Raw genomic sequence first — 13929 nt, forward strand, 5'->3', positions numbered from 1 at the left:
CGGCGATACTATATGCACATCGAAATCATCGGAGAAAGCATCAAGCGTGTCCAGGAGGCTATTGACTTTGACTTACTCTGACTGGATAGCCCTAAACTATCGCTGTATTTTCCGAATAAGGCTGCGGTTTGATATGAGTCATCGGCTCGCCTTTTTTTTGCTGAACCATCTTGAAGTGTTTAAAAGATGGACGCACGCGTTTAAGCCTAACTGGATGCTGTACGTTAGAGTCCTTCCCACCGGTTCAGCATCCGTGTCATTTTTTCCTGCAAGCCGTTGCCTGCCAAGTCAACGACTACAGGGCTTGAGGAGCTTTCGCGCGCATTTGTCACGCTGGCCAGCAGATTGCTTTGCGCGGGCTGTGACAAGGGACAGCACACATAGCAGACTGCCGGCACCTCAAACCGCTCGTGCGTAACCTGGTTGCTGGTCACGACATAGAGGCTAGGCTTGTCGTAGTCGCCGGAGCGATAATTCAGCCATTCCCGTTGGCCCATTTTGGTGGTGGCGTTGACGATATATCCTTCGACAGTTAGCTGCGCCTCAAGTTCGGCGCTGAGGGCTATAGCGCAGGGAATATTGGGCACGATGATTAGCAACAGGGATGGCACAGAATTAGGGCGCTTCGACAAGTTACGCGAAATAAAGCCAGCCACTTCGCTAATCAGGTGATAATTCAGATTACCACGCCGCAGAAACGGCACCGGCATAGTAGGAAGTTCGAAGAGCATGCTGCGATTCGGGCCAGGTTTTTTCGGCATGTTGATCTGCGAGCCGAATTTTTTTAATGTCTCCGAAGGATGATCAGCAAACACGATCGATGTGCTGCTGGGAAATTTTTCCATCAGGTGGCTAGACGGTGCGCGCATCTTGTAAAAGACAACGATACATGTCGCCTCGCACACCTTCAGCAGTTCCATTTGTTCAACTGTCGTGATCAGCACGGTTGAATCAGTTTCGGCGTTAAGCAAGTGTTCCAGTTCCTTTGCGGAATGAGGCGCCAGAGCGGTCAACAATTCACCTCGTGAAAACCTCTGCAGAAGCATATCGGCGAGGTCAGCTTGATCGATGACGATGACGCTGTGCGACAGACGTAATGCCTGGTGGCAGCGTTGCAGATATCCCGTCAAGATCGACATTGAGCCCGAGCCAGCGGGTTGCACCAAGACTCCTGCCTTGCGGTTGCCACGATTACGCGCCTTCCGGGTAGCGGATAAAGCTGCCTCGATCAACTCGTGCTGATAGCTATTCAGTTCGGCAGCCGAGGTAACTGGCGTGTGTACCGTTTCTATCAGCTTCTTCGGCACACCTCCCGAGGCATCGATCAGCTCGCGCCGCGTGCTGGCCGGAATGTACCTATGTGGCGACGCAGCACCAATTAATTCCGCAGACTCGGATTCGGACAGTGGCCCCAATGTCAAGTGCTGGCGCAGCCATGGCGGTACCGGCAACCGCGACAATATTAGTACGGGCCAGCCTTCCAATTCGTGCAGGAAAGCTTGGAGAGCAGCTGCTTGCTCGGCTGTGTTGATGTTATCGATGACCAGCAAACTGCGGCGCTTTTTCAACTCCATGCGCAGGCGCTGGTAGAACACATCTGGCGCATAGTATTTTCCCGTTGCGCGCATCATTTCGAAGCGTAAATCGCCTTCCGTGCCTGCATCGAGCCATTCGACCGGTAGGTCCGGCCGATGGCTGAAATATTCATACGCGATCGCCGTCTTGCCGATTCCTTCCCGACCGCTAATCCAGAATGGCACGCCCGCTTGCACTGCGGAGTCGAGCGCGTCCATTTCCGCGTGCCGTCCGATGAACGGCACCTGCCGTGCTGGTGAGGGCCGTGGGCCGCTGAGCGAATATGGATGCCCCTGTTCATCCCAATACGCGGCTCCCAGGGATTCCCAGCGCCCTTTCTTGAACGACCAGTAGCGCTGCCAGCACCTGCTCGGCAACGCCTGCGACGGCGTGACCATGAAGTCCAGCAGCAGCATATTGCCGCGGTCGTTTGAGCGGCTGGCGGTGCCAGTAACGCGGCTGACCAGCATGGACGAGCCGGCCGCCATGGACCAGCCGCTCTCGTCATCAGTGCGATAGTGACTATGCAGCACTAGGTGCACGCCGCTCTTCTGCAGTAATCGTTCGACACTTTCCGCCCGTGGCATTGCAGACAGCGGTATGTGACTGAGCAAAATGCTGATGCACGCGCTGCTGTCGCGACGCCTTTCATCCAGCAACCCCTGCAGTTGCTCGATAGCAGCGCCTTGGCTGGCAGGGTTCAGCATGGTCCATGAACTGCCCCATTCCAGCACGCGCACGGGAACAAAACCGTGGTTGGCGAAGACAGTACAGTCCGCGTAGGGCGCGTTGGCCTCGTCATAGTTGCGGCCCAAGTAGCTGCTGGCCCAGCGGCGATAGTTGCTAGTTTTCGCAAATATATCCTTAGAATCGGCTGTGTACAGCGGGGTAAACTGCTGCACCGCCATGTCATGGTTACCAGGAATCGCGTATACGCTGCTGTTCGTCAAGCCCAGCACCGATAGGGTGCGATCCAGAAAGACCGAAAGCTGCTCGAAGTGTTCGGGCTCACCATTCCATGTAAGGTCGCCCGAAATACATACCATGTCAACGCCACCATGAGCGTTAAGCGTGCGCAGGTTCTCGTCCCATGCGACGCCGAATTCTTTGCGTTCGTGCCAAGCTTGGCGCTGGTGCTCCCCTGCATGCAAGTCAGATAGATGCAGGATGCGTAGGTTGCCAGTCACCAGCGGTGCGGTCACAGGTACGAGCGCGGGTTCAACGTAGGCCTCAGCCGTCATCGAAGCCGTGAGCTGAACCGCCGCCCCGGCCTGTTCGATCCGGTTCAGCGCGTGCAGTGACACCTGCGCAAACGGCAGGCTCCATTCGCAGAGCATCGGGTGGCCGTTTGGTGCGGGAAAGCTGGCCTTTACCGTGGCGGCGCCGCCCCCCTGCGCGGCGATCAGATTACCGACCGTGCGCAGCTGGTCCTCGATCCGCTGGCCCTCGCTCAGCCGCAGCGCGCCTGCCAGCTCTTGCCGAAGGCCCGGCCGGAAGCGGTACTGGCGCTCGTCACGCGGCGCGTCCGCTGGGCCACTCAGCTCCAGCAGGCCGCCGACGAAGAATTCCGCCAGCACGTCGGTGCCGGTGGACGGGAGCATGGCACGTTGTACCAGGCGCATTACCGGCACCGTCAGCGGATCGATGGCGGACAGGAACACGGCCAAGTCGTAGGCCTGTGCCGACACCATGTGCTGGAAGCTAGCGATGTGCAGCGCGGGATCGATAGCCCCCGGCGCCTCAGCGGTCGCAGTAGCCGCGATTATCTCAGGGTTGGGAACAGGGAGCGGGGCCGGCAGGAGCCAGCCGGGCACACGGGCATCACCTTGCGCGTGCATGGCGCGCGCCCACTGCGCCGTATCGGTCAGATCCAGGCTCAGCGCAGGCAGGCGCAGCGCGTTCACCGCGCCCACGTCGTCCAACCACCACGGCACGTCGGCCGCCATGGCGGCATTGGGTTGGCCGGGCCAGCCGGCCTGCAGCTCGATGCCAGGCGCGCCCAGCGCCGTGTAGCGCCAGGCGTGCCGGGGCAGCAGTTGCAGGACGCTCACCGGGGTTGTAGCCGCCAAACGGGTCAATAGGCTGTGCAGCCGGCCGTCGCGCCAGAGGACGCTGGTGCCGTCGGTGGCGAAAACGATCAGCTGGCGCGCACCGCCCTGACGCAATACCGCCAGAGGATGGCGCGTGCCAGAGCCGATGGATACCAGGTGCTGCGTCGAGCCCATTACCAGCCGATAGGCCGCCACACTGCGCATGCCGCTATGGTTATGCAAGTTTTGCGCCAGCTGCGCAATCGCCTCGTGCCACAGGTCGACGGACGGCGAGTCTTCCACCAGCAGGATGACGTCAAACCACCGCTCCCGCGCGCTCCGGCGGACCGGCATCCAGATTCCCGTCTCCACAGCCTGCGTGGCGGTGGCTTCCTCGTCCAGAGAGCCCGCGTCCGGGGTGACCAGCCGGCGCATGAATGGATACAGGGCGCGGCGGTAGCCGGTAGGCGCGGGTAGCGGTGCCACGCCAGCAACGCGCAGCGTATTGCCACGCACAGTGCCGGTGGTGACAGCCGCGTGCAGGGCTGCCTGTGCCCCTTCCAGCGCCGACGCAGCGGGCGTGGCCGACGCCGCCATGGCGGGCACCTCAGCCCGATCGGACGTATCCTGCCGGGGAGCGGGGGCGCTTGCTGGCGCGGGGCTCTCCAGCACGGCCCTGGTGTCATCGCCGGCCTCGCCATTATGCGCGCGGCGCGAGTCCATGCGGCTGGCCAGAAGCACAATATCCTGCAGCTCGCGCGAGGTAAATACGATGCCAGCCTGGTGCAGGGCATCGAGCAGGGTAGCGATCATGCTCAGGGCTTTCTGCCCAAGCTGACTGTAAGCTGGTCGGCCAAGGCTAGCCTATCCTCATCGCTCATGGCGTAGGCTCCCATGACCAGTTGCACCGTGTTTAGCAACTGGTCCGTGGCCAATATCTCGCCGTCCTGCGCGCGCTGGATGAAATGTTCGATCATGCCAGCCGCGTTGTTCGCCATCGCGTCGCCCAAGTGGGCCTCGACGATGGCGCGCAACCGCTCCGGATTCTCGCAAGGGTCAGGCATGCGCAGCTGCAGGCAACGGCGCAAAAAAGGGGCGGGGAAGTCGCGCTCGCCATTGCTGGTCATAACCACCAGTGGATATTCAAAGCATTCCACGTCGCCGCCGGTGATCGCGGCCGGCTCGCCATCGCGGGTCAGCACGTTGTAGGTCTTTTTGCCCAGCCGACCGAGTTCCGGGATGTGAAAGCGCCCTTCCTCCAACACATTGAGCAGGTCGTTGGGAAGGTCGATGTCCGCTTTGTCGATCTCGTCGATGAGCAGGACACGCGGACGGTCAGCCGGCAGCATGGCTGTGCCCAGCGGCCCCAGCCGGATAAAGTGGCCTATGTCCAGCGGCTGGCCGTCACGCATTTCGGCTTCGCGGTGCTGGGCGCGGCCAATAGCGTCGTAGCTGTACAGCGCATCGTGCAAGGTGCTGCGCGATGTTACCGACCAGCGCAGTGGCTCTCCTAGGTCAAGTTCGTAGGCGATGGCATCGACCAAGGTGGATTTGCCGGTGCCCGGCGCGCCCGTGATCAATAGTGGACGGCGCAGGTGCATGGCGGCGTTGACGATACGAACGATTTCCTCGCTGCTTTTGTAATGGCTTCCGTGGTGACTGGCCGCCTCCGACAGTGGCGGCACGACGACTTTAGCGGCGGCGGCGGAACGGCGAGGGCGCCAAATCGGAGGTTCAGGCGGCTGCCATCCGGTGTGGACTTGGCCGTCGCCGCGGTAAATGCGCCAATCCAGTTCGTTTTCGGTGCTCATATCTGATGTCCTGAGAAAGGAGGTTGAAGTTGTACGGGCGACGGTAAGTGCGACGGCAGGTCCCACACGAGCCGGGCACCGGACAGAATGCTGTCCGTGGTGGACGCGGCCCACAGGTTCCTCAGCACTAGCGGGGTGTCCGCCGCTGGAGCGGCGCCAAGTGAGAGCCCGAGTTCGTCTCGTTCGGCGCGCTTCGTGACATCGTCGACAGTGTTGGAAGTGGCCTGCCTGATCAACAGCAGGCACGGTATGCCTTGCCGCAGACAGCTCGACACGAGTTCATCTAGCGGCCTGGCGTTCGCCGGGTGGCCATCGATGCCGATGCAAGTCAGTCTTGAATGCCCACGGATCAGTTCTAGTCGGGCCACCTCCTCAGGCTTGCGGTGGTTGTGGTCCAGCCAGTACATTAGCGTGCCACCGCCCTGGGCCATGCGCTCTTTGATCTTCTTTACGGCCAGTCCCCAAGGGGACGAGGGAAGTCCCGCACTTGTACTCCAAGCACGTTGGCTCCAGTGGAGCAGCAGCGGGTAACGTTCGTGCAGGGATTGGTCGCTGTAAGCGCCATCCAGCACCACGCCGATGCTGACGTCTTCCAGGCCCGCTGCCAGTAAATTACTGGGCAAGATGAGACCTATCCAAAGCTCGCACTCCGTACCCGTGCGGAGATGTGCTTCACTGAGCACGGTTCCCAGCGCGTCCGCGAAACTCTCGTGCAGGCGGGCAGGTGCCAGAGTCAGAACGGCAGGCTGGGTGCGGAAGTGAGGCTGCGCGGCGCTAAGCCACCAGCACAATTTTTGGGCTTTCTCGTCCAGTTCGATGAACAAGGTAGTCCGCTCGGTGTCACGCTGGCCCTCGTCCTGCAGCTTTAGCTGAAGCTGAACCAACTGTTCCGGCTTGCAGGCGCTTGCAGCCCAGTCCTCCAGCACGGTCGCCCCGGTTTCCTTGGCCAAGCGGATCGCGAACTCCGCCAACGGCGGCGGTCGGTGTGTATCTGCCACGGGCACGTCGTGCAGATGTCGTAGCCAATCCTCCGCTCCGCCTTGCTGCACGGCACGGGTAGGATTGGGCAGGCTGCGCAGATACAGCCGTTCGTACCGCGCCAGCGTGACATCGGGAATATGGGTGCGCACCAGGGCAAGCAAGTCAGCGACCGGATCGTCGGCGGGGGCGGCCCAGCCGTATTCCTGTCGGTCGTTCGCGGTGTCGATCAGCCACCTGCGGGGGCGCTGCTCGCCGAGCGCTGGGTCCTTCAGCGCGCACTCGAAGGCGGCGGCGAATTCCTCTGGTCCGGGCCGTCCGGGGCCGTTCGCCAGCGCATTGAGCAGATGGTGGGAGAACACCCCTCGCCGGGCGGCGCTGTCATTCTTGGCGTACAAGCCATCGGAAGCCGCAAGGAGGATGCACTGCGAGATTGCCTGGTGCGCCAGCGAACCAATGGTGAAATTGGTGTCGTTGAGCGTCAGCTTGGTCTTGATGGCGTCCCTGGGCGTGGCGCAGGTATCGACGATGCACACCTGCCGCCGCAAATGACTGAGCTCTGACCGTTTCAGCACCGACAGCAATTGCTGTAGGTTGACGTAATACGTTTGGTCCTCGGTAGCGTCCGCCAGCACCAAGTATCGCTCTACGCCCTGATGGTCGATCAGACCGTGGCCGCCCCAGTAGACCAACAGTGCCTCGCCGCTTGCCTTGGGTAGTTCGATGTCCACGAAACGCTTGATCACCTCCTGGGTGGCGTGACGGCGCCGCTCAGGTTTCAGCTCGCACTGGTCGGCCCACTGCAGCATCTCGGGTGCTTGCCAGCCAGCCGGCGAAAGGAACATGGTGATCTGGTCCGGCTCCACTCCTTGCGTCATCAGCCAGGCGGCCATGCGCCTGGCGTCCGCCTCGGGGCCATCCAGACGCCAGGCTGGAGCGTAGGCATATTGATCTATACCCACCAATACGACCCGCAGTTGCTTGGGATCTGGATTAAACAAGTGCGACCTTACTACTTACCAAGTGCCAAAACGGTTCGTTGCGCAGGTAGGCGCTGTGCGCGGCAGGGAAGGGCATACCGCTTTTCACCTCATGGTCGCTGACCCGGCTGTCGAACAGCTTGCCAGCCAGGTAGCTGAGCGGGTCGTTGAGGTCATAGAAATTGCTCCACGGTGGAAATTGGTCCGGCAAGGATACGGGCAACTCCGCGCTCCGCCGCAGCTTTGACAGGGCGTCCATCTCGTACAGGAAGGGCGACTGTGATCCAAAGGTGATTAGCTTGGCCACATTGGCGGGCTGGTGCTGAATCAGGGTTTCAAACGACGCAATGCCACCTAGGCTGTGCGCAAACAAGATCACTTGGTCGTCAGGAAACTCGGCGATCTTGTTGAGCAGAAAATCTCGCAACGCATCGCCGCGCGACTGGTAGCACAGAATGTCACCCGCGGCAGCATAGCCTTGGTCGGTCAGCCGTCCCCGTCGGGCGCGGCTGTACCACGTCGCCCCCCAGGATAGCAGGGAAGTGAGTCCGGCGCCGACCGGGCCGCGCACGTTGCTTCCCAGTGCTTGCCCCAGCTGAGTCGCCAGTGCGTTACTGCCATGCGCGTCGTACACGGGCAAGCCCTGTTCTAGCGCCAAATATTGAAGGGTGGCGACCACCGCACGCGCCAGCGCGGCGGCGTGGCTGGGCGTTGCCGCAGCGCCGCACTGTTCGGCCGCGGCGTACGCTGGTGATCCGCTGATGAGGGACAGGATGGACGCGGCCGTATGGTCCGGCGCCAAGTCGGCGACGGCGCGCACCAAATCTGGATGGTGTTGAAGCCCGGCGAATTGCGCGCATAGCTGCACGCCTGGGTGTGGCAGGTTGGGCGGGTAAGCCGCCATCACGCCCCCGCTCGTGGCTAGCATGCCCAGTTCCGCGGTGGGCTCACGGCACAGCAAGTTCCAAAGGGCTAGGTCGTCGTCCTCAGCGGTGTTTCCAATGCTGCGGGTGTTACCGTAGCCCGGCACAGAACGGCATTCGTCGGGCAGGGTGGCGCCGACACTGCCACCCCAGAAGCATCCTTCCAGCCTCACGTTACAATGATACGTCACCAATTGGCGCTTGATTAACTCCATGGAGGAGTCATAACCAGCCTTACGTACACCCGTACCGTGTACAAATAACAAAATTTTGCTCATAGAAAGATAATGTAAGAATTCCAGCTTTGTGGCAAGACTTATTGTGCCATTATCACACCCGAAAAATTCTCACCAAAAGTCACCTTAACTAATCGGTAAGAATTTGAAAATATCACTTTTGAGCCTGGCGCGCGCTCGGCCTGGCATACGCACCCGTTGGGACAGACACTTGTAGTAACTGCCGGCTGCTGCTGGACCCAGTGCGAAGGCGGTCCGATCGTTGAGATCCGGGCTGGCGATGTGATCATTTGCCCACCCGGTCACAAACATTGGCATGGCGCGACGCCAACGACGGCAATGACTCACATAGCGATCGCCGGAGCGCTCGATGGCGTAGCTGTCGTGTGGCTGGCAAAGGTGACAGATGCAAAGTATATGGTGGGTTTGCCAAGCAAAGAATCTGAACATCATTGCGCCTAGGCAATCGTTCATGGAAATTGCGGACTGATTAGCAATCAGTGGCTCACGCAAGAATAGGCGTGTTCAAGAACTGCTGACCGCTTTAACTCAGGAAATGGTAACCGTCAGAACCAAAAATATCGGTTTTCAACAAACGCTTTATACGAGAGTTAGACGACGGAGACCGAATCGATTGCTAATAAGCCGGGCACTATTCGGTTCGTTGATCGTATTAAGTCCAAGGCATCTTGTTCTGTATACACCATAGTGGTACTCAAATCACTGTGGCCAAGCAAGGAGGCAACGTGTCGAATGTCCTGACCAGCAAGCAAAGCTGCCTTGGCAAAGGTATGTCTCAGCCAATGTGGTGATACCTGACGCAATATTGTTGACCGTTCAATGTCGCCAACGGACTCTAGAAAAGCTGCTGCCTCACCAAGGCGTTTCTTAACGATGTGGTATAGGCCATGTCGCGTTGTTACCGGTAGCCAAGCCTGAAAGTAGCGTCGAGACTGCACGTCTTTGATTGCACTTCCACCGGATAGAACAGCGGTCCTATTCGTTCGCGTGGACAGTACTAATTCAACGCTCTCGGCTGCATCAGGGTGCGACGCCATCCCAAAGGCTTCGCGATAAATTTCCAGCGCCTCAAGCACCGAGCGGGGCACTGGTATCTTCCGTTCTTTTTGTCCCTTTGCGGTTTCCTCACGAACCACTATGACCCAGTAGGTTTTTCCATCCTGCGGATCGGATAGGCGATAGAAGGCAGACATCGTTGCCTTGACCAGCTCGCTGGTACGAAGACCAAGCTCCCGCAGTGCAATAAAGATGAATCGGTCTCGGGCATACGCTTGGCGCCGGCTAAAGGTGGGCTTTTCCTCAGCTTCCATTGCCTCGAGCACGATATCATACAAGTCGGGCGCTATGGCCCGATTGGTATTCACTTTCCGGACCGAGCCGGCACCGTGCAATCCCATTGGATTGATGTGGATGTAGCCCATTTCTCTCCACGCTCGAAACATTGCATGAATACATCGTTGGATGTCGGAACGGCTGCTCTTAGAAGGTCTTGTTCGAAAAGGGGTATGCCCATCCTCGTCAAACCTCGCATATCGCAAGGTATCGGCATCCTGCGCGCACAGTGCGCTGTCAGGCAAATCGGTGAGAAAGGCGAAAAATATCTCGACGTCCTGGACCGTCCAACGGGAAGGTGGTACGAAATGCACGTTTTCACAAAACCAACGTAGTTTTGCCAGGTGATAGCCATAGGTCGCAATGGTCTCCGGCGAATTTCGCCGGCTGCGACTGGCAATGGCCCGAAGCCATACTTGCGCGGCCTCCCAGTCGTCAGCCACTGGCCCCAGTCCGTGAGAAACGGACAGGGCGGATGACAATATTATCGAATCCAATACACGAATTTCGTTCACAGTAATTTATCATTGGCGAGCGCAGCTGGAATGGATGCACCTTGACGATAGGCTTGCTGTCGGTAAGTTTCCAGAAGCAGCAAATCCTTTTGCCTTTGTGCCTCGATCGCCGAACATCGCTCTTTCCACGAGCGAGCCTCGCCTCTTGCTTCATCAATCGATTGAAGTGCGAAAGTGCGTATGTCGGACACCTCACTAGTCAGTTTCGCCACGGTCATCAAATGCTGACTCAATACTTTAGCGGAGCCTTCAGTTTCCTCAGTCTGCGCCTGTATAGATTGGTGCGCGACCTCAAGCTCGGCGGTTAACCGCGCGCAGTTGAGGCGCAACTCACGAACTTGTACCTCAGCCTCCCGTAATCTCGATGCATAGAAATTGACTTGCGCCAGGTCTCCCTGCCCGGTACTGCGCGCAACCCTCAACAACGTCGATTCGATCACATCTGCGACAACTGCTCGCAATAAACTGGAATCCTCGAGCGGCCGCAGCGCGGCATTTCCCTCGTCAAGAATGGCTACGGTGGTTGGCATCGAAGCGATTTCATTGGCCAGGGCCTGCTTCTCTGTAGCAAGCGTACTGGTCGACGGTCGCCGATCCTGCGCGTAGGCGCTGAGTAAACGATGATAAATGGAAGGACTATACAACTTTCCCGTAATTTCTTGCACTGCACGCAGAAAGGCACGCACGAAAGGGCGGTGATTGCGTGGGGCGAGAGGGATGAGCGCGAGGAGCTCGGCCGTTCGCAATGTCAGAGCACGGGCTTGGGCGTCGGTAAGGGAGAAGGCGGGCCTGGACATGGCGGCATTTTAAGAAATCTATGAGTACGATAACAGTTATAAATATGACTGTCAAACATGAATACTTACCTTAGCACGCATTAAGGTAAATACAATAAACAAAGGTTCAAGCAATTGTGAGATCAATTTTTTGATGCCATTCCAGTCATAATTTAACAAAAGTAGGCATATAAAGAAAAAGTGCTTGAAAATACAACTAATACTACCTATAGTTAAGTTTTATCCATATGTTCTATATGTAGTTGTATTTAACTTGCGTTCGGGAAAGCCATGGCAAGCAAAAGTACTAGTAGCAAGATTTCATCAACAGCAGGTCAAACGCTTGGCAACTCTGGAGCTTTGGCATAGCAGCGAAGCTTGGCCGGGAGTGCCATAGCACAATCAGGTATACAAAAGGTAACTGGCAAAAGCATGGAAGCAAAGGCATCTGCCACTCTCATGAGTTGGGTAAGTTTACTGGCGTCAGTACACAGATACTGCGTCAATAATGCAGCGAGTTTTTCGGCCAAAGCAATTATGTGAGGAGTGGCAATGTCTAACGCTAGCGATGAATTTTCGAGACATCGAACCAGGATGAAAAAAATATGGGGTGAGGTGATTGCGGCGCAGATCGCTATCATGTGCAGTTTAGTTGGTATTTATCTCACCATACGCTATGGTTCGCACTTAAAAACAGGGTTTTCTCAAAGCGCGAACCAAGCTATTTTAATTTTCACGACGTGTATGGCCATCGTTGCCAAGATGCTTGCTCTGGTGACCTGCCGCATTCAAATGCTCAACAGCGTGCTGGCTTTGAAACTGGACACCTCCAAAGCCTTGAGGGAGAATGATGTAGTATAAATGTGGCAACTTTTAAGTGGTATCACATCTAACGGAGTTGATTGCTAAAAAAGCCAAATATCAAAAGCTACTGCGTTTTTTGTCATAGATTAGACGATTTATTGCGGCTTGAGGGCGGAGGATAGGTGTGGCAACCCACTGTATTTTAATCGTAGGATTTCGTGACCCATTTGTGAAAAGTTCGGACAGAACAAATGTATTGACCTTGCTTCGACCAGTGCCATAAATATGTAAACGAATGCCTGTGGGTAACGCAATCGCCACTTCGCAGGCGCCTCATGCAGCACGGTGTACATCATTCCACCCAATGACTAAGCGGTTCCAGCTGTCCGTGCTGCTGTAGGCATGCATGCGCAATCGCCAGTCCCACGTTAGACGGAACAAATGTCTTCAACTTAGATTTATCCCATATGTCGAATAAGTCGGCAAGATAAGGACGCGCAGTTATGCAGCGCTCCTTGATTGCTGAAACAGACATAGCTGTGCCATGAAAAACATGGTCGAGCATTTCAGATTCTGAATCGGAAATTTTGGTCTGCTTGCAAATCTCGACGAACATGCTGCTGGTGGCTCCCATAACTTTAAGTAGCCTGGGGTTATTGTCGCAGGGGACCAGTAGGCCTCGCGCAACGGCACTCAGGCCTTTGATACGAACGTCCGTATCAGAAACGCCAAGTTGAAAGATGCCTGGATACTGCTGTTGTAGCACACTGCCTAATTTACTTGGGTCTTCCGGAGCGCCACAGCCAGCTTGAATGAGATGCATAATGGAGCCAGGCGAAGTGGGTAAGTCATTAAGAAATGGTTTGAGGTAGATATCCATCACCTTCAAAAAACTGTCAAAGGTGGCTATACCAGAGAAGAAAATGCGCCGGAAAACGACGGCGACGATGAGGACATTAATTTGTCCTGAAGTGATTCGCGGTACAACTTCGATCGCGTCGTTCAAGACCAATTGAGTCAAACTAAGAGAGGGCTGCTGGCTACGTACGACCAAGAGGTCGACCAAAACATTTTGCAAATTCTCACTGCCACTTCGTGCCGCTGCTTTTTGGGCTAAAAATAGTACATAACGAAAATCAGGATCCTGTGCTTGGTGGCGGATATCCAAGTTCAGTGCCTCGACTCGTTCCAGATACTGATTAAGAATGCGTTCCGCGCGTGCTTCCGCTAAGACGCCGGCGTGATCGAGCATACGTACAAAGTCCTCTTTGAAGACCATAGTGGCAATCGTATGCACTTCACTAAAGCTAAGGCCAACATTAACAGTGACGTCGCGGGCAGCTTGCACACCGACGGCACCCTCGCCGAGATTTTGATCTAACTGCTTGGAGAGCATTTGGGTTTAGCCCTTATGGTCGATGTTGCCAACGTGCGCATCGCGTCCAGCTTGAATACCGATACCGCCTTGTTCCACGTTTTGCGCCTGTTGTCCCCGCGTTTTTTGCATCGGAATAAAGGTGGCAGCGAGAGCCGCAAAAGCTGCCAAGACTGCGCACATGCTGTCCCATCCGGGTTTCGCGTATACCCAACCCGCGGCTCCCAACAAAGCTAGGCCGGCGATCAATCGATAAAAAAGCATTAGAAATCCCATTTGAATTGAATCTTAGGATATATCCCACAGTTACACTTAGCTGTCAATCGGGCATTTATTCGATGAGATACGCTGCTCGTGTTTAACAGGGATCGTCATCTAATGCTTCCACTTGAGTGCGGTAGGCCAGCACGACTATTTTTTTGGATCTGTGTTGCTGCTCGGACATGGCGCAGCCAGGCTTCGGGGGCAACACTGCTGAGTTTGGCCGTGCCGATCAGCGAGTAGATCGCCGCAGCCCACTCGCCGCCGCTGTCGGCGCCGGCAAACAGGTAGTTGCACCGACTAATGGCGATG

Annotated in this window: 9 protein-coding genes; 2 read left to right on the top strand and 7 right to left on the bottom strand. The window is 56.9% G+C overall.

Annotated elements, in window-relative coordinates; genetic code table 11:
* Positions 1-224: 224 nt before the first annotated feature.
* The 4 genes from ACL9RI_RS25310 to ACL9RI_RS25325 are packed head-to-tail and all read right to left on the bottom strand — an operon-like array spanning position 225 to position 8575.
* On the bottom strand, positions 225-4418 hold the full coding sequence (locus ACL9RI_RS25310; RefSeq protein WP_422729235.1) for an SAV_2336 N-terminal domain-related protein: 4194 nt from the start codon (positions 4416-4418) through the stop codon (positions 225-227).
* A gap of 2 nt (positions 4419-4420) precedes the next feature.
* On the bottom strand, positions 4421-5416 hold the full coding sequence (locus tag ACL9RI_RS25315) for an AAA family ATPase (RefSeq protein WP_422729236.1): 996 nt from the start codon (positions 5414-5416) through the stop codon (positions 4421-4423).
* The gene (locus ACL9RI_RS25320; RefSeq protein ID WP_422729237.1) at positions 5413-7395 is read right to left on the bottom strand and encodes a caspase family protein; all 1983 of its coding nucleotides are present in this window, start codon (positions 7393-7395) and stop codon (positions 5413-5415) included. The genes ACL9RI_RS25315 and ACL9RI_RS25320 overlap by 4 nt, the downstream gene beginning before the upstream one ends.
* Positions 7388-8575 carry a hypothetical protein gene (locus ACL9RI_RS25325; RefSeq protein WP_422729238.1) on the bottom strand — a complete coding sequence of 396 codons (1188 nt, stop codon included), beginning with the start codon at positions 8573-8575 and terminating at the stop codon, positions 7388-7390. The genes ACL9RI_RS25320 and ACL9RI_RS25325 overlap by 8 nt, the downstream gene beginning before the upstream one ends.
* Before the next feature lie 111 nt (positions 8576-8686).
* Here ACL9RI_RS25325 and ACL9RI_RS25330 point away from each other — a divergent pair, with 111 nt between their 5' ends.
* Positions 8687-8995, top strand: a complete 309-nt coding sequence (locus tag ACL9RI_RS25330) for a cupin domain-containing protein (RefSeq protein WP_422729274.1) — start codon at positions 8687-8689, stop codon at positions 8993-8995.
* A 149-nt stretch (positions 8996-9144) separates the two neighbouring features.
* On the opposite strand, the gene ACL9RI_RS25335 is transcribed toward ACL9RI_RS25330, so the two are convergent.
* On the bottom strand, positions 9145-10401 hold the full coding sequence (locus ACL9RI_RS25335; protein WP_422729239.1) for a tyrosine-type recombinase/integrase: 1257 nt from the start codon (positions 10399-10401) through the stop codon (positions 9145-9147).
* Positions 10398-11198, bottom strand: coding sequence for a hypothetical protein (locus tag ACL9RI_RS25340; protein ID WP_422729240.1), 801 nt, complete (start codon positions 11196-11198; stop codon positions 10398-10400). The genes ACL9RI_RS25335 and ACL9RI_RS25340 overlap by 4 nt, the downstream gene beginning before the upstream one ends.
* 531 nt (positions 11199-11729) lie before the next feature.
* On the opposite strand from ACL9RI_RS25340, the gene ACL9RI_RS25345 reads away from it, so the two are divergent.
* Positions 11730-12038, top strand: coding sequence for a hypothetical protein (locus ACL9RI_RS25345; RefSeq protein WP_422729241.1), 309 nt, complete (start codon positions 11730-11732; stop codon positions 12036-12038).
* Positions 12039-12333: 295 nt separating this feature from the next.
* Here ACL9RI_RS25345 and ACL9RI_RS25350 read toward each other — a convergent pair whose 3' ends face one another.
* Positions 12334-13377: an LPO_1073/Vpar_1526 family protein gene (locus tag ACL9RI_RS25350; RefSeq protein ID WP_422729242.1), complete on the bottom strand. Its 1044-nt coding sequence runs from the start codon at positions 13375-13377 to the stop codon at positions 12334-12336.
* Between the last annotated feature and the right edge of the window lie 552 nt (positions 13378-13929).

Source organism: Janthinobacterium sp. Mn2066 (genome assembly GCF_049319705.1).
Taxonomy (GTDB): domain Bacteria; phylum Pseudomonadota; class Gammaproteobacteria; order Burkholderiales; family Burkholderiaceae_D; genus Janthinobacterium.

What these genes read in the sequence shown, in the direction of transcription:
- ACL9RI_RS25310 (WP_422729235.1), bottom strand. Translation starts at nt 4,418, where the DNA reads ATGATCGCTACCCTGCTCGATGCCCTGCACCAGGCTGGCATCGTATTT.
- ACL9RI_RS25315 (WP_422729236.1), bottom strand. Translation starts at nt 5,416, where the DNA reads ATGAGCACCGAAAACGAACTGGATTGGCGCATTTACCGCGGCGACGGC.
- ACL9RI_RS25325 (WP_422729238.1), bottom strand. Translation starts at nt 8,575, where the DNA reads ATGAGCAAAATTTTGTTATTTGTACACGGTACGGGTGTACGTAAGGCT.
- ACL9RI_RS25340 (WP_422729240.1), bottom strand. Translation starts at nt 11,198, where the DNA reads ATGTCCAGGCCCGCCTTCTCCCTTACCGACGCCCAAGCCCGTGCTCTG.
- ACL9RI_RS25345 (WP_422729241.1), top strand. Translation starts at nt 11,730, where the DNA reads ATGTCTAACGCTAGCGATGAATTTTCGAGACATCGAACCAGGATGAAA.
- ACL9RI_RS25350 (WP_422729242.1), bottom strand. Translation starts at nt 13,377, where the DNA reads ATGCTCTCCAAGCAGTTAGATCAAAATCTCGGCGAGGGTGCCGTCGGT.